Source organism: Woeseia oceani, from assembly GCF_001677435.1.
In the GTDB taxonomy this organism is placed as follows: Bacteria; Pseudomonadota; Gammaproteobacteria; order Steroidobacterales; family Woeseiaceae; genus Woeseia; species Woeseia oceani.
On the sequence record NZ_CP016268.1, the window covers coordinates 1,267,388 to 1,289,682 of the forward strand.

A 22,295-nucleotide genomic window follows, 5' to 3' on the forward strand; every position below is an offset into this window, starting at 1 on the left:
ATGGCAGCGCCGGACCGCGACAGCGCCCATGACTGGGGCCGCGATACACAAAAGATCGCGGTGTTGTCGTGGATTTCGTTTCTGACGGCAGCGGTGTTTTCGGTACTGCTGTTTGCCTACATCGATCCACTGCTGATCGTTGATGCAGTCAATGTCCAATGGATCGAAAGTCGCAATGCGGGCTATGCGCTGGGCTTCTTCTTTTTGTGGGCGCAGGCGTGGGTGGCGTGCTGGTATACGGTGCGACTGATTCGGCGCAAACGGCGCGGTCCTACCGCGTGGCGACCGGCCGACCGGGACGGGCGTCGTGATGGGCACTAAGCAGGGCAGCAAGTCCGTCAGGCAATACGAATACGGCAAGCTGTATCGCAGCGAGGACAAAATATACCCGCGTGAAATCAACGGTCGCTTTCAGCGCCTGCGGCGCCTGGCGGTCTTCGTTCTGCTGGGATTGTTTTACGCCGTACCCTGGCTGACCTGGAACGGCCGTCAGGCGGTGCTGTTCGACCTTCCCGCACGCAAGTTTCACATTTTCAGTTTGACGCTCTGGCCACAGGACTTCGTCTACCTGGCGTTGCTGCTGATCATTCTCGCTGTGAGTCTGTTTTTCTTTACCGCGCTTGCAGGTCGGTTGTGGTGTGGTTTCGCCTGTCCGCAAACGGTCTGGACGGAAGCGTTCGTCTGGATAGAACAGGCGATCGAGGGCAATCGCAGCCAGCGCATGAAGCTCGACAAGCGGCCGTGGACGCTGGATAAAATCTGGCGCAAGACAGCGAAGCAGTTCCTGTGGGTGTTGCTCGCGCTGTTCACCGGCTTCGCGTTCGTCGGTTACTTTGTTGATATACGCGAGCTGGCGGTACACCTCGCGACCTTCACGGCAGGACCGTGGGAATGGTTCTGGGTGCTGTTTTACGGCTTTGCTACTTACGGCAATGCCGGCTTCATGCGCGAACAAGTCTGCAAATACATGTGTCCTTACGCGCGCTTCCAAAGCGCTATGTTCGACAAAGACACATTGATTATCACCTACGACGAGCAGCGCGGTGAACCGCGCGGCGCGCGCCGTCGGGGATCTGACCCGGCATTGAAAGGGCTGGGAGACTGCATCGACTGCACGTTGTGCGTACAGGTTTGCCCGACAGGTATCGATATCCGCAAAGGTCTGCAATACGAGTGCATAGCCTGCGCCGCGTGTATTGATGCCTGTGACAGCGTGATGGACAAGATGGAATACCCCAGGGGCCTCATTCGCTATTCAACGGAACACAGTCTGCACAATGAGCCGTATCGCCTGTGGCGGCCACGCACACTTGTGTATAGCGGCATTTTGATGCTTCTGGTTACCGGTATGGTGTCGCTGCTGGTGTTCCGACCTCCGGTGATTCTCGACGTAATACGAGATCGCAATGCCTTGTACCGGGATATCGGCCGCGATGGCATCGAGAACAGTTACACGGTTCGGGTGGTCAACAAACGTAACCAGGCACAGAGTTACCGCCTGAGCGTGACCGGCATGTCCGGTCTCCAATTGCGGGGCGATACGCTGATTGATGTTGCAGGGGAGTCCGTGCAAACCGTTCCGGTATCACTGGTGGCGCCGCACGCCGTTGCCGTTGGCGGCAACCGGATCGAGTTTCGTTTGGACAGTGTTGATGACCCGGGCATCAGTGTCACGGAAGAAAGCCGGTTTCGCGGCCCGAATGAGGATACAAGATGAGCGCAGACCGACTTGAGGACAACTGCTGGTACAGGAATCACTGGGTATGGCTGATTATCGCGATACCGTCGTGCACAGTTCTCGGCTGCATGCTGACGATCTGGTTGGCGATCAGTAACCCCGAAATCATCGTGCAGGATCCGCTGCTTGATCAGTCACAGGCTACGCGGACTCCTCGTGACGCGCTGCCTTGAACACGCCGACGGCCTGCTTTCATTGCGGTGATGCGATACCGTCGAGCGGTCCCGTTCTGGCGCGTGTGGGCAATGCTCAACAGGCTGTTTGTTGTGTTGGCTGCAAAGCTGTAGCGGAATTTATTCATGCCGGCGGCATGCAGGCGTTTTACACGCACCGCGATACACTGCCGGGAGCAGCCAGCCAGCCGGTCGTGCTGGCTGACTACGAACGATTTGATGTGCCGGGTGTTCGTGCGCGGTACGTCGTCGATCGGGATGAATTCAGTGAAGCCAGCATTGACATCGGCGGTATGTATTGCGGCGCCTGCGGCTGGTTGCTGGACCGCGCATTGCGCCGCCATGCGGCCGTTCTGTCCGTCGATGTCAATCCGGTCACCAAGCGTTCGATCGTGCAATGGCGCGGCGCCGAGGTGAGCTTCTCCGAGGTTCTTGCGAGTATTGCCGCCGTTGGCTTTCAGCCGCGCCCGGTTGGCACGAGCGTGGTTCCCGGCAACAGTGGACAGGAATACCGTAGTGCGCTCAAACGACTGATTGTTGCCGCCGCCGCCGGGATGCAGGTCATGATGTTTGCCTTCGCGCTGTACGCGGGCGAACGGTTTGGCATTGCCGGCAACATCGAAACCTTTCTGCGAGCAATCAGCATGCTGGTTTGTTTGCCGATCGTGTTCTATTCAGCGCGCCCGTTCTTCGCCGGTGCATGGCGCGGACTGCGTGCCCGTTCACCGGGCATGGATTTGCCCGTGGCCGTCGCGATAGGCATTGCGTTCATCGCCTCAGTAGCCGCGGTCTGGCGCGGGCAGGGTGCGGTCTACTTCGATTCCGTCGCGATGTTCGTGCTGTTTCTCAGTGGAACGCGCTTTCTGGAAATGCGTGCGCGGCATACGAGCGGTGATCTCGCTCAGGCGCTGGCGCAACTTCTGCCGGAAACAGTGCGCCGGTTCACAAACAATGCCGACACTGAAACGGTCGCTGTTAGCGAGCTGACGGCAGGCGACAGGCTGCGGGTCTTGCCGGGCGATGTGGTGCCGGCGGATGCCCGAATAGAAGACGGTGGTTTGTCACTGGATGAGTCGATCCTGACCGGTGAGTCCGCGCCGGTCCACCGCGATATCGGCAGTGAAGTGTTTGCCGGGGCGACGGTACGGGCCGGTTCAGCGACGGTGGAGGTGATTCGGACTGGCGCGGCCAGCAGTGTTGCCGAGATTGCGCGCCTGCTGGATCGCGCGGCAGCCGGACGGCCGCGTGTCGTGCAACTGGCCGACCGCATAGCGTCGTATTTTGTTGTGGCGGTGCTGTTGCTGGCCGCCGTGACCGGTGCGATCTGGCTGGCGGTGGATGCGCCAAGGGCGTTCGAGGTGATGTTGGCGACACTGGTCGTTACCTGTCCTTGTGCGCTCGCGCTGGCAACGCCTGCCGTGCTCGCCGCGGCTACGGCCAGACTGGCTCGTGACGGTTGTTTCCTGGTCAATTCGCGCCTGCTTGACGTATTGCGGCCCGGCACGACGGTGGTCATGGACAAGACGGGGACGTTGACCCGCGGCAAGCCGACAGTGACCCGCACCCGGGTATTTGAAAATGCCGACCGCCTGGACGAGGCAGCGTGCCTTGCCATCGCGTCGGCTATGGAAGCTGTGTCTGAGCACGTACTGGCGCGGGCGTTCTCGGCACCGCTAAGCGATCAGTTCAAAGCGGAAAACGCGGTGCCGGTGACCGGAATGGGTGTCGAGGCAGAGGTGAATGGCCGGCGCTACCGCCTGGGTTCGGCACAGTTTGTTGCCGGGTTGAGCGGTGTTGTCGACCAAGCAACCCGCGGTGCTGCCAGCAGCGACGGCACGTTGGTCTGCCTGGCGAACGAACACGGTCTGCTGGCGGTATTTACCGTCGAGGACGAGTTACGCACTGATGTGGGTGCGACTGTCGATGCGTTACGCGCCGCCGGCTACCGGGTTGTGATCGCCAGTGGCGATCGTGCAGTCACGGTTGCAGCGTTGGCGGCGAAGCTGTCAATCGTTGACTGGCGTGCGGAGATGTCGCCGCAATGCAAATTGCAGTTTGTCCATGATCTGCAACGCCGCGGTGAAAAAGTCATCATGATCGGCGACGGCATCAATGACGCGCCGGTGATGGCCGCGGCTGACGCCTCGATAGCCGTCGATGCCGGAACGGCACTTGCCCGCGCCAGCGCTGATGCCATTGTTGTCAGTAGTCGCTTGGCAGCCCTGGTTTCGGCAGCTGAAATAGCCGCACTGACGCGTCGTACAATTCGGCAAAACCTCGTCTGGGCAGTCACCTACAACATGGCCGCGGTGCCGCTTGCGGCAACCGGCATGCTGGCGCCATGGATGGCGGCATTGGGCATGTCGCTGAGTTCGTTGTTGGTTATTGGCAATGCATTGCGGGTGCAGCGTCACTGTGTGCCACGCAGCGAGGCAAGCGTTGGTGAGCCTCGAACGGTGCGCGCGGGAGTTTGCACGTGAACAGTCTGTTTCTGCTTATTCCGCTTGGCCTGGCGTTGTTAGCTGGTGCTGTATGGGCGTTCTTCTGGGCGACGGGGAGTGGCCAGTTCGACGACATGGATTCACCTGCGTGGAGCGTGGTGCTGGACGACGACACAGCGCCGCCGCAATCCTCAGAACGCGCGCAGCGACGCGGCGATACCCGATGACTCTGCTGCTGTTTCTGTCGGCCGTCGCGGCTGGTGCACTTGGCAGTGCGCATTGCGTTGGCATGTGCGGCCCGTTCGTGCTGGTACTCGAAGCAGACGGTGACAATGGCGAACGATGGCGCCGGCGAACTGCCTACAATGCCGGGCGCTTGTCATTCTACGCGGGCCTCGGTGCACTGGCGGGGGCGGGCGGTACCCTGCTGACGCAACTGCCTATGGGTGGCGTCTTGTTGCGCTGTATCGCCGCGCTGTTGATCGTGGCGATGGGACTGCAGTTGTTGAGTCACTGGCAGCCACTGCGCCAACTGGAAAGGCTGGGCGGTCGTTTGTGGCAACGCATTTCGCCGCTGACGCGTGCGCTGCTGCCGGCGAACACCCTGCCACGCGCGTACCTCGCCGGATGCCTGTGGGGTGCGCTGCCGTGCGGCCTTGTTTACAGCGCGTTGGCACTGGCTACCGCCAGCGGCTCGGCTGCCGGCGGGATCGCGATTATGGCCGGGTTCTGGAGTGGCACACTGCCGGCATTGCTGCTCACCGGTCGGGCTGCGGCGGGTATTGGCAAATGGCGCCAACAACCGCGCACCCGACGCCTCGCCGGAATGGCAATGCTGCTTGGCGGCATCATTGCCTTGTACTTACCGCTCGCACACCTGGCCGTTGATCATGCCGACCCTGCATCCCCACAGCCGGGGATGCATCAACACGGTGGCCACTAGCGTCTGGGGTAGACCCGATAATGGTACTCCGGGACAACGACGTCATAGTGCGGCTGCAGGAACATGACGATATCGATCAGTTCCTGCACGGTCATGTACCGGTTGTAGACGTACATATTCGATTCGCCATCCTGTGACACTTGTTCTTCCGCATAACCTTCGGCGAGTTCGTGCGACGGGTTGATGATCGCTGTGATGAGTTCGCCATAGGTTTTGACTTTCGTTACCGGCCCACCCAGTGTTACGTAGGGCGGTTCTTCGAAAGGAATAGCAGGCAAGTCCTCGCCATAAACCGTGTGGCATTGGTTGCACTGCATGTACAGGAAGGATTCGCGCCCGGCGACTGCATCGCCTTCGGGCAGCCGGAAGCCAACCTCGGACATCATATCGCGATCGCAGGCACTGAGCATCAGCAGTGCGGCCATCATTACGGGAAGCGAGGTTCTCGGCATGGTGATTACTCCTGTTCGGCAGCAGATAAATTCCGCCGACTATTGGTAACACGCCGGGTCTTTTCCGGATATACGCGATTTCCGCAGTACCGCAGTAGACCGCGCTCGCTTACCTTCGTCGCTACCGTATGCGGAACAGAAAAAGACCGAGGGAGCGCTATGCTTCAGTACCACTGGATCCCCGATACCAATATTGTTGAGTTCACGATCAACGGCGCCATATCGCGCAAGCAGTTTGCAGCTCTTGTAACGGAAGTGGAAAGCAAGATTGAGGACTATGGCAGCGTCGACTTGCTGGAAGAAATTCGGGGAATCGGCAATATTCCGCTGGCTGTTTTATGGGCTGACTTGCGTTGGGCGGTGTCCCATTGGAAAAAGATTGGCCGTGTTGCGGTAGTTTGCGACAAGGACTGGGTCGAGAAGGTCGTTGAAGTTATGCAGCCTTTGGTCGCGATGGACGTGCGGCATTTTGAGTTGGCCGAAAAAGACAAGGCGCGCCGCTGGTTACGTGACGGAATCGACTGAAGCCGTCAATCCAGTCGGCGTGAAAATCGCAACATGGCAGCTGTCATGGCAATGACCGCGAACAGCAGCAGCGCCAACACCTCGGGGTACAACTCCATGAGTGTTGCATCACGCAACATGATCCCGCGGGTCAGGCGAATAAAATGCGTGTTTGGCAACAGCTCGCCAAGCCATTGTGCAACGCGCGGCATGCCATCGAACGGGAAGACGAAGCCTGAGAGCAGTATGGTCGGCAGCAGGATGAAGAAGGTCACCTGCATAGCCTGAAATTGCGTCTTGGCAACCGTAGAGACGAACAAACCCAACGCCAGGTTCGCCGCGATAAACGCGGCTGCCGCGAGATACAGGTCTACAAGGCTGCCACGCACGGGTACGTCGAACAGCAGCTTGCCGATACCGACAATTAATCCGAGTTGCAGCAGACCGATCAGGATGTACGGGATGAGCTTGCCGGTCATCAACTCGGCGGTGCTTACCGGGGTATTGATCAGCAGCTCAAGATTGCCTTGTTCGCGTTCGCGAACGATGGCAACGGCTGTGAACAGCATCATGGTCAGCGTCAGGATTATGCCGATCAGCCCGGGAACCACATTGACGGCCGTGCGACCTTCAGGGTTGTAGTAAGGCCGTATTTCGATTGCCCGGGTTTGTGCCGCGCTGTCGCTGGTCATCGGCATGCTGCTGAGCCGGTTGACGATGCCGAGTATCGTGGGGTCGGCGCCATCGACAAGCAGATGAGCGGCGGCGCGCGCAGGGTCTTGCAGGCGTCGATCGAAATCGACAGGGATATGGATACCGATGGAAATCCGGCCCCGTCGCAGTTGCTCTTCCAGTTGTTCCGGCGTGGCGACGTAGTTGCTGATCCGGACGACCTGCGATTGCTGCAACCGGTCGATGAAGTCGCGCGACAGGTGAGTGTTCGCCTGGTTCGCAACCGCCGCCTCGATATTGCGAACATCGAAGTTGATCGCGTAACCGAATAACAGGATTTGCCCGATCGGGATGCCGACGATCATGGCAAAGGTGATGCGGTCGCGACGCAGCTGACGAAACTCTTTACGCATGACCGCCAGCAGGCGAATCAGCCAGCTCATGTTCTTGCTCCATCACGCGGTGAGTTAAGCGTTACGGCCACAAAGACGTCTTCGAGCGATGGTTGTGTCAGCTGACAATCGGCACTTATTTCGTGTTTTTCAAGCAGGCTGGTAACACGCGCCAGCGGCTCGCCGATCGCGAGCGGGATAAGCACCCGCAGGCGCACCCCGAGTTGCGTGACACTGGCGATGTCGGGGCTTCGGCTGAGAAGCTCTTGTGCGCGGAACGGGTCATCAGCCAGCACTTCAACGATGGACATGCCGGTGTTGCGTTGCAGTTCGGCCGGTGAGCCGTCGGCTACTTTTACGCCTCGATCCAGAATGGCCAGCCGGTGGCAGCGTTCTGCTTCATCCATGTAGTGCGTGGAGACCAGGATGGTCGTGCCACTGTCTGCCAGTGCGAACAGTTTGGCCCAGAAATCCCGCCGGCTTTTTGGGTCCACCGCACTGGTGGGCTCGTCGAGCAGCAGCAATTCCGGTTTGTGCAGTACGGCACAGGCGAGAGCGAGCCGTTGTTTCTGGCCACCGCTCATTGTGCCGGCGAATTGCCCGCGGCGCTCGGCAAGGTCATAACGCTCCAGCAAGTCGTTGATGCGCGCCTTGCGTTCATTGCGCGCGATGGCATACACGTCCGCGATAAATTCGAGATTCTCCAGAACTGTCAGGTCGCCGTACAGGGAGAACTTCTGGGTCATGTAGCCGATGCGTGGTTTGAGTTGGGCCGCGTCGGCCGGCAAATCAATACCGAGGACGCGGGCACTGCCGCTGCTGGGTTTCAGCAAACCGCAGAGCATGCGTATGGTCGTTGATTTACCCGAGCCGTTGGGGCCGAGGAAACCGTATATCCTGGCGCGTGGTACGGCGAGATCGAGTTTGTCGACGGCCACAAGGTCGCCGAACGATTTGCTGAGACCGCGCGCGTCAATCGCAATGTCGCTGGCTTCTGTCATTGCCGCTTGTCGGTCGCATCGTCGGGTATCGTGACCTGTACCGGCACGCCGTCGGGCAGACGTTTGCCGCGGTAATCGAGATCGATCTTGGCAACAAAACTCAAGCGTCCGCGATCGTGTTCGGTGAGGGCGAAATAGGGTGTAAACGCAGGCTCGCTGGCAACCCAACGCACCTTGCCGTCGAGCGGTTCGTCCCTGCCATCGATGTGGGCAATGACCGCGGTGCCGGGAACGACGCGAACCCGTATGGATTCGGGTATGTAGACCCTTGCATAAGGCTGCTCGCCAGCCAGCATGACCAGCATTGTTTGTCCTGGCTGAGGTCGTTCGCCTGTTTCGATCAACAGTGAGTCGATAAGCCCGGGTACCGGCGCTTTCAGTTCGTGTCGTTGGCTGTCTATGAGCACTCGATCCGTTCGCGCACGGGTCTGTTCCAGCAATTGCTCTGCCTGCCGCAGTTCCTCAATGGTTGTGCCGGCCAGCAATTCGTTCAGCTTCGCCTCGTTAACGGCGAGTTGCGCGCGCGCCGCATCGAGTGCAGCTCGTGCGCGGTCCAGACTTTCAGCAGACGCCAGTTGTTTTTCGTGAATCTCGAGTGCCCGCTGATACTCAAGTGTGAGGAATTCGACATCACGGCGCGCACCGTCAGTGCTCGCGCGTGCGGCCGCAATTTGCTCGCTGCGCGGTCCGCGTGTGAGTTCATCAATTCGCGCTTGCTGTTGTTCCGCGAGCGCATGCAGTTCGCGCAGTTGTGCCTCGATGCGTGCGGAGTCTTGCGTGATCAACGTATCGCCAGCGTTGACCCACGCACCTTCGATTACGTGCCGCTTCGTAACCGTTTCGGCAAATTCCGCCGTCAGTTCGATGCGGTCTGAGGCGAGTTGGCCTACCAGCGGTTGCTCGGTGCGCGTGTCGCAACCGGACAACAGCGATAGCAGCATCAGCAGTCCTGTGAGCTTGTTCATGTTCCGCTACCTTGCTCAGGTTGAGCTTTCACGCTGGCGAGCAGCAGGTCGATGTGTGCTTCAATCATGGCCGTCGTGTCGAGTTTCGAATGCTTTTGCATGACCAGCGTCCATATGACGGAAAAGACGACCGGCGAAATCAACAGGTGTGGAAAGCGGTCCAGCGCGGACGGTTGCAGTTCGCCGCGCGCCACGCCTCGTTCGATCAGTACGGTTATAGCCTGCAAACCTTCGGAGACAACATTTTCCCAGTACCAGCGTGTCAGGTCCGGGTGTTTGTGGCCTTCGGCAATCATCAGGCGCAGCAGGTGGCGGGCCTTCGATGTCGGCAGTGCGGCGGCGAAATCGCGGAACGGCCCGCGCAGGAATTCCTCAACGCCGATGTCGCTGTCGATAATCGCGGACCGCAATGTGTTCACGCGTGGCGAGATAAAGCTGCGTACGACCGCTTTGAACAATTCTTCTTTGGTCTTGAAGTACAGGTACAGGAGACCCTTGCTGACGCCAGCACGCCGCGCGACGGCCTCGACGGGCGTGGCGTCGTAGCCGTGCTCGGCGAATTCGTCCATAGCGGCGGCGGTGATTTCAGCGGGTCGGTCCTCTTTGCGGCGCCGGTTGCGTACCTTGTTCATGCGTGGTCCCTTACTGACCGATAAGTCAGTTATCATAGTTAATGACCGTTCGGTCAGCAACTGAAATTGCCTGCCAGCGTGGCGTGCAGCCGCTATCGCGGCCCTTCCGCCCTGCTACAGAGATGGTAGGCTTCACGCCCATGTTCACTTATATCGATCCCGGTATTCGCCAGCGCCTCGCCGACGACGGCAAGCTGCAGCGTGTGGATGCCGATGGCAAACCTGTCAGCAGCGATCACGAGATCCTGCCCGGCACCCGCAGCCTCAGTATTCTTGGTCCTATCCCGTTGCCTTTGCAGTTGGAGGGCAAGCACTATCAGGCGAACTGGTACGCAAGCGTTCGGCACACCGAATTGAGCCAGGTGCAGGAACTCGCGGATGAATTGCGCGAACGACAGGGCCAGCAATCGTTTGCCGTCATGTCATCGTCCATGGCCGTGAACAGTGTGTTGGTATTCGGTGATCCGGCAAACTGGGACAACCCGCTGGTCCGGGTGCATTCGAGTTGCCTGACCGGTGATGTGTTCGGTTCGCAGCGGTGCGAATGCGGTCCACAATTGTCCAGCGCTGTTGAACGCATCTCGACCGACCCGGCGGGTGGCATGTTGATTTACATGTCGGGTCACGAGGGCCGCGGTATCGGCCTGTGGGCGAAAGCGGCAACGTATTTGTTACAGGATTCCGGAGAAAACACCTACGAGGCCAACCGCAGCCTCGGCTTGCCCGACGATTCAAGAGACTTCAGTGATGCCGCAACGCTGCTGAAATATTTTCAGGGTGAGCGCCCGTTCCGTTTGCTGACCAACAATCCGAAGAAAGTGGCGGATCTGAGCGCTGAAGGCTTGTCGGGCATTACGCGCGTCAAGCACGTCAGCGGAATCAACGATGCCAACCGGCGTTACCTTGCAGCCAAACGCGATTGGGGCCACGAGCTGTCACCCGAAGACCTGTGTGACTGACCTACCGTCCGCTTGCGGGTGTCATTGCCGCCAGAGGCGCAGGTCGGGAGCGTCACTGTCGACATTCGACCGGAACGGATTGATGTCTATTCCGCCGCGACGGTTGTAGCGCGCGTAAACCGTCAGCTCCTCCGCCGCGCAGCGCGACTGCAAATCCGAAAAAATGCGTTCGACGCACAGTTCGTGGAAGTCGGAGTGCCGGCGAAAGCTGACAATGTAGGCAAGCAATGCGCCGCGATCGATGCGCGGACCCCGGTAGCGGATCATCACGCTGCCCGTATCAGGCTGGCCGGTCACCGGGCACAGGCTGCGCAACACATGGGAATGCAATGTTTCCCGGACGGTGGCGCCGCCGCTGCGTAACAACGTCGCGTCGAGTTCGTAACGGTTGCAGACGACGTCTTCCCGATCGATACAGATGCCGGGCAATTCACTGAACCCGGCCGTGGCGCCGCCCGGCTGCAGTTGCACCTGCACGGTGCTCTGTACGCACTGGCCAAGGTCTTCGCGCAATCGGTTCGCAACCTCATCCGCCGATGCAAAGCGGCTCATCGCGTAGGAGTTCAGATAGAGCTTTAGCGATTTGGATTCGATCAATGCCGGCGAGTCCGCCGGAACGGCCAGCGACAATACCGCGACAACCGGTCGACCGGCCGTATCGAGCCAGCTCATTTCCCAGGCTGTCCACAGATCGACGCCAGTGAACGGCAAAGCGTCGCCGAGCTTGAGCGCTGCGCGGCCGTCTGCGCGCGCAACCGGGTAGAGCAGTTCCGCTGTGAGGGTGTCGGGGTAGTCGCTGCTGCGCCCCAGTAATGTGTCTTTCATCGGGTAAAGCCTGGCTAACGAGATGACTAGTGTAGTCATGGCAGCGCGCGGCTGCATCTGCTGCTCACCGCCGAGCCTGTACGAACCGTATGGGGCTGCTGCCGGTTACCGCGGCCCGACAGCAGCCCGCAGCCGTTACAGACGTGAGCCGGTCAGCGTGACATCCGCCTTGCGCCAGACGGTTTCGAAATGCTGGCGAACCTCAGCGGAGTCCTTGTTCTGACGATCGAGACTCTGCATGAGACCGAACATTGACCAGCCGTTGTGCGGGTAGAGCTCCAGATCACGGCGGTACACCGCTTCAGCGGCCAAAGCGTCTCCGGATTCCAATAACGCCTGTCCGAGCGAATGGCGCGTCGGGTAGTACCAGAAAGGTGGCTCGGTGTACGGCAGTGCATCCTGAGTGGCAACGGCTATTTCGAAGTGCTCGATTGCGCTGTCGAAAGCCCCCTCGGACATGGCGATTTCGCCCTGCACCAGCTCGTCGGCGATTTCGAGCAGCATTGAGGCCGGGTACTGGATCTTGTCCAGAAATTGCACGTCCGCGCTGGCGCGCAATGGCACGAGTTGTTCATGCTCCGCGCGCGCGGCCGCCAGGTCGTTGCGGCGAGCGAATGCCGTCGCTCGTGCGTAATGCCAGATTGCCGTCGAGTACTCGAGGTTCGCTGGCGGCCTGGGTGCGGCGAGCACATCGTCCCAACGACCGAACTGGGTCAGGGCCAGCAACGGTATGGTCTTGAAAAATTCAACGCCGGGAAACTCCTCAATCATTTCTATCCGCACGTTGTCAGCGACTTTGCGTGCCGCTTCCAGGGCTACGGCACTGCGCCCCTGCATGCTGGATGCCGCCCACAGGAAGTGAATATTGTGCGGATAATAGGCCGCCGGGTAAAAACCCTGTGCATTACACGCGGCGATATACGCTTCGTCGACTGCCGCGGCTTTTTCATTGGCAGTGGATGCGTCGTCATAGCGTCCGACGCGCCAGTAGATGTGCGATGGCATATGCACAAGATGCCCGGCACCAGGGACCAGTGTTTGCAAGGTATCGGCGTGCGGTTCCGCCCGTTCGGGCCGGGACGAAGCTTCGACGGCATGTATGTACAGGTGAATCGCCATCGGGTGACGTGGTGAGCGGGCCAGCACCGTTTCCAGTGCGTCGATCACTTCGATCGTGTGCGGCTTCGGATTCTCCGGGTCCAGCCAGTAGTCCCAGGGCATCGTGTTCATTAAAGACTCGGCAAACAACACGGCAGCGTCGTCATCGTCAGGGTATTTCTCTGACAATGCGCGCATTGCGTTGGCGTAGGCGAGGTCGAGTGGTTCACGTTCGGTACTGGGATCGCCGTTGTAACGCACGGCCAGCGCATTGATGTAATCGCGTTCCTTCTGACTCGCATTGTCCTGCAGAGCGATCGCCTGCTGGATGGCGGCGTACGCGGTTCGACGTTCATCGTCGGACATCACGACCTTGCCATTGCTGGTGACATTGATGTTGGGTCCCAGGGCCAACGCTTCGCCCCAGTAGCACATGGCGCATTCCGGATCGAGCGTTTGCGCGGCGCGGAAAGACCGTACGGATTCAGCATGGTTGAACGCGAAGTCGATTGTCAGGCCCTGGTCAAAATAACGTTGTGCGTACGGGTCCTGGGTCGTAATGGCGTGGTGATGATCGCCCATGCCGTCAAACAGTGGTGCACCGGCACGGGTGACCAGGGCAGCGAGGTCGATCTCGCCTGAGTCGGCGGGCTGCTTGTCGCTGCAGGCGCTGGCGATGATCGCCAGCAAGACCAGCGCGTAGCGGTTGGTGCGACGATTGTTCATAGTTCTCCCCTTTTGCAGACCGGTGTGGCCGTGGTGCGGTTGGAGGTAACAGCGGCAGGTCTGGTGATCGTGCTGTTATTATAGTTCGGCGGGGCCAAGTTGCCGGTGCACGAAATCCGCAATCAGTTGTACGACCAAATCATTATTGACTGGTGAGAGAATATCGCCCGCGAATACGTGCCCATTCGCACCCTGGGCATCAATGTCGATCGTTTCATTGGCAGGCGCGGTGATCCGCTCCAAAGCCGCCCGCGCCCGCTGAATGTCAATTACGTCGTCCTGCGGGGAAAGCAGGGTGAGTAGCGGTTGCTCGAGCTGCATGGGCAAATCGGAACGCACGGCTTTGACCAGTCGCATGACTTCGACGGCGGCGTCCAAGGGATAGCGCGTTGTCCAGTAACGCTCCTGCAAATCATTGGCAGCCGTCCAGTGGCGTTCATTCCCGACCACAGCCCGCGCCAGCAATGGTCCGCCAGGCCAGGTCAATATATCGGCCGACGGGTCTGCGGGTGCGAAGTTCGGCGATAGCAGGATGAGTGCGTCGACGCCGCCGGCAGCAAGACGCTTACGCATCGCGAGTGCCAGGGTAGCGCCGGTCGAGGTACCGATCAGTAGCGTGCGTTTACCGATTTTCTGGCCGATAGCCAGTGCTTCGGCGGCATCGTCCAGCCAGTCTTCGGCTGAAACCCCGGCGAGTCTGTTACTGCGGAGGCCGTGCCCGGTCAGGCGGGTCTCAAACAGATTGGCCTGCAAGGCATCTGCCAGCTGTTCGCAGACCGGTGCGATTTCCTGCCGGGTTGCGGAAAAGCCGTGCAAATAGACCAGCGCGTATTCTGTTTGGGTTGCGGGCAGATCTGCGTACCAGCGAATGCGCTTTTCCGCACCGGCGACCAGGCCGGGTCCGGCGGCGACACGCGCTTCCGTGCTGGCGAGCCAGGCATCCGCAGGGTCAGGGATTTCAGGCAGATCTGCCGCAGGACCCAACGCGTCGGGCCAGCTACGTATGGCTGTCAGCAGCACAACCGCCAACAGTGCAACGGCAACAGTCCTGGCGATTATCCGCCGCTTTGGCACTTACTCGAGGCTCAGGATCAGGTCCCAGTGCTGCTTGCTGACCGGAAAGATCGACAAACGATTGCCGCGCTTGTTGAGCTGGAAGTCATCAAGCGCCGGGTGTTGTTTCAATTCCGTCAGCGGAATCGGTCGTTTCAGCTGACGCTCAAACTTGACGTCGACCAGTACCCAGCGCGGCTCTTCGGGCGAGCTCTTGGGGTCGTGGTACTTGCTGTTGGGATCAAATTGCGTCGCGTCCGGGTAGGCCTTGCTGGCGATGCGGGCGAGGCCGACTATCGCTGGTTGCTTGCAACTGGAATGGTAGAAAAATACCTTATCGCCTACCTTCATGTCGTCCCGCATCATATTGCGGGCCTGATAGTTGCGAATGCCATCCCAGGGTTCCGTTCCGTCGCGTTCCAGGTCGTCAATGCTGTAGGAATCGGGTTCGGATTTCATTAGCCAGTACGCCACCGTAATGCCTCCACTTCACTTGGCTGATCACAATGGGCGGGAGTCTAGCACGGCGGCTGTCGTCGGGGCCCCGGGGAGAAATTATCCTGTGCTAGTATGTCGCGACTAGCCGTCCGGCCAGGCTGCCGGCGTTACTTTCCAACAAAACCTGTATCTGTCGCCGTCTTCGGGAGATTCGATTTTGGCCAATATGCTTGCCAATATTTTTGGTACCTCACCTGTACAACCGCTCGAGAAGCACTGTGACATCGCCTACCAGTGCACCAAGCAGCTCAATACCTTTTTCGCCTGCGCCGTCAAGGGCGACTGGGACGGTGCAGCGGCCGCCCGCAAGCTTGTCGAGGATCTGGAAAACCAGGCGGACGACGTCAAGAAGGAAATCCGCCTGCATTTGCCAAAGAGCCTGTTCATGCCCGTGCCGCGGGAGGACCTGCTGGAGCTGTTGCTGGTGCAGGACAAGATGGCCAACCGTGCCAAAGACGTGTCGGGTCTTGTGCTCGGCCGGCGGATGGTGATTCCGGCACAGATTTCGGATGACTTTCTGGAGTTTGTGCGCCGCAATGTCGATGCAGCGAAGCAGGCGCGCAAGAGCGTCCGCGAACTCGACGAATTGTTCACCAGTGGCTTCAAAGGTGCCGAAGTCAAACTGGTTGAGTCATTGATCGAAGAGCTGGACCGAATTGAGAGCGACACGGATGAGCGGCAAGCCGACCTGCGTGCCGCATTGTTCAGAATCGAAAGTGAGCTCGAGCCGGTAACCGTGATTTTTCTCTATCGGGTCATCGAGCTGACTGGCGAAATAGCCGACATGGCTGAACGGGTAGGGCGGCGCCTTGAGCTGCTGCTGTCTCATTAAAAAGAATCACTAGTCCGACAGCATCAGCGGGGAACTAACGGATGGAAGCACAACTTGTCTATATCGCACTCGCGGCGGTATTCGGCATATTCATGGCCTGGGGGATTGGTGCCAATGACGTCGCCAATGCGATGGCAACGTCGGTCGGGTCGAAAGCACTCACAATCAAGCAGGCAATTCTTGTCGCTGCTATCTTCGAGTTTCTCGGCGCTGTACTCGCCGGTGGTGCAGTTACATCGACAATACGCAAAGGCATCGTCGATGCGAGCTTGCTCAACGAAACACCCGAGCTGCTGGTTTACGGCATGCTGGCCTCGTTGCTGGCCGCCGCGATTTGGCTGCTGATAGCATCACGTAACGGCTGGCCGGTCTCCACTACTCATTCCATCGTTGGCGCCATCGTCGGTTTTGCCGCCGTTGGCATCGGTATGGATGCCGTGCAGTGGGGCAAGGTTGGCACCATCGTGATGAGCTGGGTGGTATCCCCGGTTACCGCCGGTTTTATCGCTTATCTTATTTTTGGCAGCGTCCAAAGACTCATCCTGACCCAGCCGGACCCACTGGAAAAAGCGCGACGTTATGTGCCGGTCTATATCTTTTTCGCGGCCTTCACCATTACGTTGGTGACCATACTCAAAGGGCTGACACACGTGGGTCTCGAGCTCAAAATGAGCCATAGTTATATGCTTGCCGTCGCTATAGCCATAGTTGTTGCGGCCATCGGCAAAGTGGCAATTGCACGGATTGAGCCGGACCCCAAGGCGGAGAAAAAGCAGCACTTCCATACTGTTGAACGGGTCTTCGCCATTTTGATGGTCGTCACCGCCTGTTCGATGGCGTTCGCACACGGTTCCAATGACGTTGCCAATGCGATTGGGCCGTTGGCGGCGGTCATCAGCATTGCGCAAAGTGGCGTGATCGGGGCGAAGTCGTCGATACCGCTTTGGGTACTCGTGCTGGGTGGCGCGGGTATTGTTATTGGTCTTGCGACGTACGGCCGCCACGTGATCGCAACGGTGGGCGAGAAAATCACCCAACTGACACCAAGTCGCGGTTTTGCGGCCGAACTGGCGGCAGCAACAACCATTGTTATCGCGTCAGGTACCGGTATTCCCATTTCCACCACCCACACACTGGTTGGTGCGGTATTGGGTGTAGGTCTGGCACGAGGCATCGATGCGATCGATCTGCGAGTGGTCGGACGCATCTTCGTGTCATGGGCCGTGACAATACCGGCAGGTGCATTGCTGGCCATCCTGTTCTTCTACATTCTTAAAGCGGTTCTTCCTTAAGCGGGTGCCGCTGCTGTTCAAACGTACAGAGGTGATGATGAAACGCACGCTCGTTAGTTTCCTGTGTGTCCTGTTGTTGCAACCGGCGGTTCTGTTTGCACAGAGTGAAGACGCGGCCATCATTCGGTATTCGGCCCGCCATCACCCGGTCTATGACACGAACGGCATGGTGGCGTCGCAGAATGCGATAGCCAGCAAGGTCGGTGCCGATATACTTGCGCGCGGTGGCAACGCAGTCGATGCGGCTGTTGCGGTCGGGTTTTCTCTGGCGGTAACGCTGCCCCGTGCAGGCAACATTGGCGGCGGCGGTTTCATGTTGATTTATCTGGCAGAAACCGGCGAAACGATTGCCATCGACTACCGCGAAATGGCGCCGCCAGGAGCCAGCCGCGATATGTACCTCGATGAAAACGGCGATGTTGATCCGACGCTTTCCAAGTTCAACCATCTGTCGTCGGGTGTTCCCGGCACTGTCGCCGGCTTGTACGCTGCCCACGAACGTTACGGGCGCCTGCCCTGGCGCAAGCTGCTGGAGCCCGCGATCAAACTTGCCAGCGACGGCGTCATTGTCAGTCATGATCTGGCGAACTTGCTCAAGTCGCGCCGTGCGCGTCTCGGTTCCAATCCGGCGAGTCTTGCTTACTTCTACAAGAAAGGCGGTGAGCCCTATGCCGCGGGCGAGCGGCTGCGACAGCGTGATCTTGCACGCAGCCTGCGGCTCATCGCTCGGCAGGGACCGGATGCGTTTTACAAAGGTGAGATTGCCGAGCTGATTATCCGTGATATGCAAGCCAATGGCGGGCTCATTGATGCTGAAGCGCTGGCATCGTACAAGCCCGTTTTCCGCAAGGCGGTCACCGGTTCCTATCGGGGCTTCGAAGTTGTCTCAATGCCACCTTCCAGTTCCGGTGGTTTGCACGTGATTCAAATGCTCAATGTACTTGAGCATTTCCCCGTGCGGGATATGGGGCCGGGCAGTGCCGACAGTGTTCATCTGCTGACTGAGGTCATGAAGCTGGCTTATGCGGATCGCAGTGAGCATCTGGGTGACATGGACTACTACGATGTTCCGGTTGAGTGGCTGACCAGTGAGTCCTACGCCAAACAGCTGGCCGCCGGAATCGACATGCAAAGAGCCCGGCCATCGAGTGACATTTCACCGGGCGTGGTGCCGCGCACGGAGAGTAGGGACACGACTCACTTCTCGGTGATGGACAGAGATGGCAATGCTGTTGCCAACACCTACACGCTCAACTTCAGCTATGGCTCGGGCATCAGTGTGCCAGGTGCCGGTTTTCTCCTGAACAATGAAATGGATGATTTCGCGGCAAAGCCGGGAGTGCCGAATGCCTTCGGTCTGACCGGCGGCGATGCCAATGCCATTGAGGGCGGCAAGCGGCCACTTAGTTCGATGACGCCGACCATGGTGATGAAAGACGGTCAACCGTGGCTGGTGACCGGCAGCCCGGGCGGTAGTCGGATTATTACCACCGTGTTGCAGATGATCGTGAATGTCGTTGATCACGGCATGAACATTGCGGACGCAACCGCTGTACCGCGTATTCACCATCAGTGGCTGCCTGACAGGTTGGAACTGGAGTCCGGTTTCAGTGCTGATACAGTTCGCGAACTGAAACGCCGTGGCCACAACATTGAGAACACGGACGCAATGGGTAGCCTGCAATCGGTGATGCGAGAGGGCGACTTGTTTCAGGGCGCATCCGACCCGCGCCGGCCCGAGGCTGGGAGTGTCGGGCCAGCCATGAATACGGCGACGCAGTGAGGCGTCAACGCAACGGGCGACGCAGCCGGGCAAATCGATTGCCGATGGACGTCGCACTGCAGTGAGTAAGCCGGCGCCCGGACATGCCAGTGTTGGTAAGGTCAGTCCGGGCGCCCGTCGATATGCACTGGGCGTTTTGGTCGCCGTTTATACGTTTAATTTTATCGACCGGCAGATACTGGCGATTCTGCTGCCGGCGATCAAAGCTGAATTCCTGGTGGATGACTGGGTGCTGGGCTTTCTGGCCGGCTCCGCGTTTGCGCTGTTTTACGCGACGCTCGGTGTACCTATTGCATTGCTGGCGGACCGCTACAATCGGCGCAATTTGATCGCACTGGCGCTTGCGATCTGGAGCGGTATGACAGCGTTGTCGGCGGCGGCGGGCAGCGTGCTGCAATTGACCCTGGCGCGCATTGGCGTCGGTATTGGTGAGGCGGGTTGCAGTCCTCCCGCGCACTCGATGATTTCCGACTACTACCCACCGGAACAGCGCTCCACCGCGTTAGGGATATTCACGCTCGGCATTTCTATCGGCATCATGATCGCGTACCTGGCCGGCGGCTGGGTCGTGGAGAATATCGGCTGGCGTGCAGCGTTCCTGATCGTTGGCTTGCCAGGTCTGGCTCTCGCCTTGCTGGTCAGATTCACGGTTACCGAACCCGCGCGCGGCAGTGCGGATTCGAGAATCGACAACACACCGCCACCAGGCATCGTTTACGTCGCGCGCTTCTTGTTGTTGCGCCGCTCCTTTGCGCACCTCGCGGTAGGCTCCGGTCTCGCGGCATTCGGCGGCTATGCCATTGCCAGTTTTTTCCCCAGCTTTCTGGTTCGCAGTCACGGCATGAGCCCGACCCTGATCGGTGTTTATCTTGGGTTGATACTCGGCATTGCCGGTGGCGCGGGTTTCGCGGGAGGCGGCTGGATGGCGGATCGGCTCGGACGTTACGGCCGACGCTGGTCCATGTGGGGTGTGGCTATCGCGTTGCTTGCGGCGTGGCTGTGCCTGTTTCCGGTGTACCTGAGCGATTCGGCAAACGGCGCGTTACTGTGGTTTCTGATACCGGCCGTGCTTTCGAATTTTTACCTGGCGACGACGCTGGCCCAGGCGCAGAATCTGGTCGGTTTGCGGATGCGCGGTGTGGCGGCCGGTCTCATGCTGTTCATCCTGAATATCATCGGTCTTGGCATGGGTCCACAGGTCACCGGGATTCTCAGTGACCTGTATGCGCCGGCGTTGGGGCAGGAGTCAATGCGCTACAGTTTGCTGACTGTCGCTTCAGTGGTCGGGCCCTGGTCCGCATTTCACTACTACCGGGCCGGTTGTTATCTTGAAAGTGACCTGGCCAGGGTCGATGATCCAGTGCTGGGCGCAGGCAGCCTTCGCAAATCAGGAGCATTGCTGGCGACAATGATTGTAGTGCTGGTGTTGGTGATTTACCTGTTACTCAGATAGCGAGCCCGGGCTGCACGTCGCTGACGGCGGCGGTACCGGGCCAACGTGGCATAAGGGATGGGGAACATGCTGGACCGATTAACGGCCCGGGTGCGGCTATTGGTGGATTGCGAAGACGCGTTCGGCTTTTGCGTGAAGCTGGAGCTAAAGGAACTCGGCTGCATATACGTGGATGGGTCGAGCTACCCGATAGTCGTAAGCAATATTGACGGCGATGCTGCCGCGACATTAATACTCAGTGGTACAGACCTGGACGATCTGCTCGATGGGCGGCTTTCGCCGCTGACAGCCTTCATGGTGGGCCGCGTTCAGGTAGAAGGCGATCTCGGTAAGGCAATGCAACTGAGTCGCCTGTTTAGCTGACACCGTGCTTGCATAACGACCTTCAGACCGCGCGCATGTACCAATCAAAATCGACGTTGCTGACGACGTTGTGAAACCGCCGTGCTTCTTCGCGACGGTTGCGCAAAAAATAGGCGCAGAATTCTTCGCCAAGATAGTCCGGTAGCACTTTGGCTCGGGAGAATTTATCCAGCGCGGTATCCCAGCGGCCCGGCAGCTTGCGTTTCAAGCTGATGATTGCACCCGGTTTTACCATGGTCCCCGGAGCGATCTTTTCTTTCAGCCCGTAGTGCACACCGGCGAGAATCGCGGCCGTCACAAGGTAGGGGTTAGCGTCCGCGCCCGACGTGCGGTGTTCGAAACGCAGGTTGTCCGCGTCAGACACTGGAATCCGAATCGCTACGTTGCGGTGATTGCTGCCCCAGTTCGGTTCTACCGGTGCAAACATTTCCGGTCTCAGCCTGCGATAGGAGTTGGCATTGGGTGCAAAAATCGCCGTTGCCTCCGCCATGGTGGCCTGCAACCCGCCTACCGCATGCCGGAGCTGCGCTGAGTAAGGTGGCCTCGTCATGCTTTCTTTGCCACGCGAAAAATAGTTGCGGCCCTTGCTATCGACGATGCTCATGTGGACATGCAGTCCGGAGCCGGAGTCGTCAGCGAACGGTTTGGCCATGAAGCAGGCGACGTAACCGTGCTTTCTGGCAACGGCTTTGACGGCGCGCTTCAGCAACACGGCGTGGTCGCAGGCCAATACGGGGTTGTCGACATGGTGCAAATTGATTTCGAACTGGCCGGGTGCGAATTCCGATGTCGTCGTGCCAGCCGGGATGTTCTGCATTTCGCAAACGTCGTGCAGTTCGTCGAGAAACCCTTCGATATCGTGCAGGTCGTCTGGGTGATAAACCTGTGGCCCGGGTTGCGGACGCCCGATTCCGGGCACTCTTGAGACGCTTGCGGTTGGTTTATCGGCCTTTGCATTCAGTAAGTAAAACTCCAGTTCGGTTGCCATGACCACCTTCAGTTTCATGCGCTGCAATGGCCGCAATGCCCTCTCCAGCACACTACGCGGGTCGGCGAAGAACGGTGTACCGTCCGCCAGACGGAACCGAAATAACGCTTGTCCACCGGGCCTGTTCGACCAAGGCAAGGGAGACAGGCTGCCCGCCACAATTTCGGCCGCAACATCCGGATCACCGTCATCGGCCGAGTAGTGAATGCCGTCTATCGTGTTGCCCAAGGTATCGAGCAGCACGGTGCCGCCCGGCATGCAGAAGCCGTCGGCAAATGTTTTCGAGAATTCCTTGCGCTTAATTCGTTTGCTGCGGGCGACACCGTTTATGTCGGTAATCAGCAGTTCGATGCTTGCCGCTTCGGGCTGCCGTTTGAGGAAAGCCTGCAGTTCTTTCACAGCCGGCGTGGCAGTTGGTTTGCTCATGCGCTGTAGGTCTCTTGTTGTCCCGTGCTGAGGTTCTACCGCTGTCCTGCCACTTAGGCAAGGGTGTTAGCACGGCGGCAGTGCTT

23 protein-coding genes are annotated in these 22,295 nt (G+C 59.2%); 13 read left to right on the plus strand and 10 right to left on the minus strand.

The window, feature by feature from the left end:
• Genes BA177_RS05520 through BA177_RS05545 form a run of 6 tightly spaced genes read left to right on the plus strand, consistent with a single transcriptional unit; the run spans position 1 to position 5,295 of the window.
• Complete coding sequence (locus BA177_RS05520; protein WP_068613927.1) at positions 1-321, plus strand: hypothetical protein; 321 nt, start codon at positions 1-3, stop codon at positions 319-321.
• On the plus strand, positions 311-1,717 hold the full coding sequence (gene ccoG / locus BA177_RS05525) for a cytochrome c oxidase accessory protein CcoG (RefSeq protein WP_068613930.1): 1,407 nt from the start codon (positions 311-313) through the stop codon (positions 1,715-1,717). The genes BA177_RS05520 and ccoG overlap by 11 nt, the downstream gene beginning before the upstream one ends.
• Positions 1,714-1,911: a hypothetical protein gene (locus BA177_RS05530; protein WP_068613932.1), complete on the plus strand. Its 198-nt coding sequence runs from the start codon at positions 1,714-1,716 to the stop codon at positions 1,909-1,911. Before ccoG ends, BA177_RS05530 begins: the two co-directional genes overlap by 4 nt.
• Entirely contained in the window at positions 1,908-4,391 is a 2,484-nt protein-coding gene (locus BA177_RS05535) for a heavy metal translocating P-type ATPase (protein ID WP_068613935.1), read from the plus strand. The genes BA177_RS05530 and BA177_RS05535 overlap by 4 nt, the downstream gene beginning before the upstream one ends.
• Positions 4,388-4,579, plus strand: coding sequence for a cbb3-type cytochrome oxidase assembly protein CcoS (gene ccoS, locus BA177_RS05540; RefSeq protein ID WP_068613940.1), 192 nt, complete (start codon positions 4,388-4,390; stop codon positions 4,577-4,579). Before BA177_RS05535 ends, ccoS begins: the two co-directional genes overlap by 4 nt.
• Entirely contained in the window at positions 4,576-5,295 is a 720-nt protein-coding gene (locus BA177_RS05545; protein ID WP_068613943.1) for a sulfite exporter TauE/SafE family protein, read from the plus strand. Before ccoS ends, BA177_RS05545 begins: the two co-directional genes overlap by 4 nt.
• Here the strand turns inward: BA177_RS05545 and BA177_RS05550 are convergent.
• Entirely contained in the window at positions 5,292-5,747 is a 456-nt protein-coding gene (locus BA177_RS05550; protein ID WP_068613946.1) for a c-type cytochrome, read from the minus strand. The genes BA177_RS05545 and BA177_RS05550 overlap by 4 nt on opposite strands.
• Positions 5,748-5,906: 159 nt before the next feature.
• Between BA177_RS05550 and BA177_RS05555 the strand changes: the two genes are divergently transcribed.
• Positions 5,907-6,272 (plus strand): SpoIIAA family protein, encoded by a 366-nt coding sequence (locus BA177_RS05555; protein WP_068613950.1) that lies wholly within the window; start codon positions 5,907-5,909, stop codon positions 6,270-6,272.
• Positions 6,273-6,277: 5 nt separating this feature from the next.
• On the opposite strand, the gene BA177_RS05560 is transcribed toward BA177_RS05555, so the two are convergent.
• The 4 genes from BA177_RS05560 to BA177_RS05575 are packed head-to-tail and all read right to left on the minus strand — an operon-like array spanning position 6,278 to position 9,913.
• Positions 6,278-7,366, minus strand: a complete 1,089-nt coding sequence (locus BA177_RS05560; protein ID WP_068613953.1) for an ABC transporter permease — start codon at positions 7,364-7,366, stop codon at positions 6,278-6,280.
• The gene (locus BA177_RS05565) at positions 7,363-8,316 is read right to left on the minus strand and encodes an ABC transporter ATP-binding protein (RefSeq protein WP_068613956.1); all 954 of its coding nucleotides are present in this window, start codon (positions 8,314-8,316) and stop codon (positions 7,363-7,365) included. Before BA177_RS05565 ends, BA177_RS05560 begins: the two co-directional genes overlap by 4 nt.
• Complete coding sequence (locus tag BA177_RS05570; RefSeq protein ID WP_068613959.1) at positions 8,313-9,281, minus strand: HlyD family secretion protein; 969 nt, start codon at positions 9,279-9,281, stop codon at positions 8,313-8,315. The genes BA177_RS05565 and BA177_RS05570 overlap by 4 nt, the downstream gene beginning before the upstream one ends.
• On the minus strand, positions 9,278-9,913 hold the full coding sequence (locus BA177_RS05575) for a TetR/AcrR family transcriptional regulator (protein WP_068613963.1): 636 nt from the start codon (positions 9,911-9,913) through the stop codon (positions 9,278-9,280). The genes BA177_RS05570 and BA177_RS05575 overlap by 4 nt, the downstream gene beginning before the upstream one ends.
• Before the next feature lie 140 nt (positions 9,914-10,053).
• Here BA177_RS05575 and BA177_RS05580 point away from each other — a divergent pair, with 140 nt between their 5' ends.
• The gene (locus tag BA177_RS05580; protein ID WP_068618957.1) at positions 10,054-10,872 is read left to right on the plus strand and encodes a GTP cyclohydrolase II; all 819 of its coding nucleotides are present in this window, start codon (positions 10,054-10,056) and stop codon (positions 10,870-10,872) included.
• Between the two features lie 21 nt (positions 10,873-10,893).
• On the opposite strand, the gene queF is transcribed toward BA177_RS05580, so the two are convergent.
• The 4 genes from queF to BA177_RS05600 all read right to left on the minus strand — a co-directional run bounded on the left by queF (position 10,894) and on the right by BA177_RS05600 (position 15,033).
• Positions 10,894-11,697 carry an NADPH-dependent 7-cyano-7-deazaguanine reductase QueF gene (queF, locus tag BA177_RS05585; protein WP_068613966.1) on the minus strand — a complete coding sequence of 268 codons (804 nt, stop codon included), beginning with the start codon at positions 11,695-11,697 and terminating at the stop codon, positions 10,894-10,896.
• Positions 11,698-11,832: 135 nt separating this feature from the next.
• Positions 11,833-13,521: a tetratricopeptide repeat protein gene (locus BA177_RS05590; RefSeq protein ID WP_068613969.1), complete on the minus strand. Its 1,689-nt coding sequence runs from the start codon at positions 13,519-13,521 to the stop codon at positions 11,833-11,835.
• A gap of 78 nt (positions 13,522-13,599) precedes the next feature.
• Complete coding sequence (locus BA177_RS05595) at positions 13,600-14,595, minus strand: alpha/beta hydrolase (protein ID WP_082989898.1); 996 nt, start codon at positions 14,593-14,595, stop codon at positions 13,600-13,602.
• Positions 14,596-15,033, minus strand: coding sequence for an EVE domain-containing protein (locus BA177_RS05600; protein WP_068618961.1), 438 nt, complete (start codon positions 15,031-15,033; stop codon positions 14,596-14,598).
• A gap of 193 nt (positions 15,034-15,226) precedes the next feature.
• On the opposite strand from BA177_RS05600, the gene BA177_RS05605 reads away from it, so the two are divergent.
• From BA177_RS05605 to BA177_RS05625, 5 genes are all read left to right on the plus strand, one after another.
• On the plus strand, positions 15,227-15,904 hold the full coding sequence (locus BA177_RS05605; RefSeq protein WP_408068431.1) for a TIGR00153 family protein: 678 nt from the start codon (positions 15,227-15,229) through the stop codon (positions 15,902-15,904).
• Positions 15,905-15,945: 41 nt separating this feature from the next.
• On the plus strand, positions 15,946-17,196 hold the full coding sequence (locus tag BA177_RS05610) for an inorganic phosphate transporter (RefSeq protein WP_068613975.1): 1,251 nt from the start codon (positions 15,946-15,948) through the stop codon (positions 17,194-17,196).
• 34 nt (positions 17,197-17,230) lie between these two features.
• Complete coding sequence (ggt, locus tag BA177_RS05615) at positions 17,231-18,979, plus strand: gamma-glutamyltransferase (RefSeq protein ID WP_068618963.1); 1,749 nt, start codon at positions 17,231-17,233, stop codon at positions 18,977-18,979.
• Between the two features lie 61 nt (positions 18,980-19,040).
• Positions 19,041-20,432 (plus strand): spinster family MFS transporter, encoded by a 1,392-nt coding sequence (locus BA177_RS05620; protein ID WP_068613978.1) that lies wholly within the window; start codon positions 19,041-19,043, stop codon positions 20,430-20,432.
• A gap of 66 nt (positions 20,433-20,498) precedes the next feature.
• On the plus strand, positions 20,499-20,795 hold the full coding sequence (locus BA177_RS05625) for an SCP2 sterol-binding domain-containing protein (protein WP_068618966.1): 297 nt from the start codon (positions 20,499-20,501) through the stop codon (positions 20,793-20,795).
• 22 nt (positions 20,796-20,817) lie between these two features.
• Here the strand turns inward: BA177_RS05625 and BA177_RS05630 are convergent, their stop codons facing one another.
• Positions 20,818-22,209: a glutamine synthetase family protein gene (locus BA177_RS05630; protein WP_068613981.1), complete on the minus strand. Its 1,392-nt coding sequence runs from the start codon at positions 22,207-22,209 to the stop codon at positions 20,818-20,820.
• Positions 22,210-22,295: the final 86 nt, after the last annotated feature.

What these genes read in the sequence shown, in the direction of transcription:
- BA177_RS05520 (WP_068613927.1), top strand. Translation starts at nt 1, where the DNA reads ATGGCAGCGCCGGACCGCGACAGCGCCCATGACTGGGGCCGCGATACA.
- ccoG (WP_068613930.1), top strand. Translation starts at nt 311, where the DNA reads ATGGGCACTAAGCAGGGCAGCAAGTCCGTCAGGCAATACGAATACGGC.
- BA177_RS05530 (WP_068613932.1), top strand. Translation starts at nt 1,714, where the DNA reads ATGAGCGCAGACCGACTTGAGGACAACTGCTGGTACAGGAATCACTGG.
- BA177_RS05545 (WP_068613943.1), top strand. Translation starts at nt 4,576, where the DNA reads ATGACTCTGCTGCTGTTTCTGTCGGCCGTCGCGGCTGGTGCACTTGGC.
- BA177_RS05550 (WP_068613946.1), bottom strand. Translation starts at nt 5,747, where the DNA reads ATGCCGAGAACCTCGCTTCCCGTAATGATGGCCGCACTGCTGATGCTC.
- BA177_RS05555 (WP_068613950.1), top strand. Translation starts at nt 5,907, where the DNA reads ATGCTTCAGTACCACTGGATCCCCGATACCAATATTGTTGAGTTCACG.
- BA177_RS05560 (WP_068613953.1), bottom strand. Translation starts at nt 7,366, where the DNA reads ATGAGCTGGCTGATTCGCCTGCTGGCGGTCATGCGTAAAGAGTTTCGT.
- BA177_RS05565 (WP_068613956.1), bottom strand. Translation starts at nt 8,316, where the DNA reads ATGACAGAAGCCAGCGACATTGCGATTGACGCGCGCGGTCTCAGCAAA.
- BA177_RS05570 (WP_068613959.1), bottom strand. Translation starts at nt 9,281, where the DNA reads ATGAACAAGCTCACAGGACTGCTGATGCTGCTATCGCTGTTGTCCGGT.
- BA177_RS05575 (WP_068613963.1), bottom strand. Translation starts at nt 9,913, where the DNA reads ATGAACAAGGTACGCAACCGGCGCCGCAAAGAGGACCGACCCGCTGAA.
- BA177_RS05580 (WP_068618957.1), top strand. Translation starts at nt 10,054, where the DNA reads ATGTTCACTTATATCGATCCCGGTATTCGCCAGCGCCTCGCCGACGAC.
- queF (WP_068613966.1), bottom strand. Translation starts at nt 11,697, where the DNA reads ATGAAAGACACATTACTGGGGCGCAGCAGCGACTACCCCGACACCCTC.
- BA177_RS05590 (WP_068613969.1), bottom strand. Translation starts at nt 13,521, where the DNA reads ATGAACAATCGTCGCACCAACCGCTACGCGCTGGTCTTGCTGGCGATC.
- BA177_RS05600 (WP_068618961.1), bottom strand. Translation starts at nt 15,033, where the DNA reads ATGAAATCCGAACCCGATTCCTACAGCATTGACGACCTGGAACGCGAC.
- BA177_RS05610 (WP_068613975.1), top strand. Translation starts at nt 15,946, where the DNA reads ATGGAAGCACAACTTGTCTATATCGCACTCGCGGCGGTATTCGGCATA.
- ggt (WP_068618963.1), top strand. Translation starts at nt 17,231, where the DNA reads ATGATGAAACGCACGCTCGTTAGTTTCCTGTGTGTCCTGTTGTTGCAA.
- BA177_RS05625 (WP_068618966.1), top strand. Translation starts at nt 20,499, where the DNA reads ATGCTGGACCGATTAACGGCCCGGGTGCGGCTATTGGTGGATTGCGAA.
- BA177_RS05630 (WP_068613981.1), bottom strand. Translation starts at nt 22,209, where the DNA reads ATGAGCAAACCAACTGCCACGCCGGCTGTGAAAGAACTGCAGGCTTTC.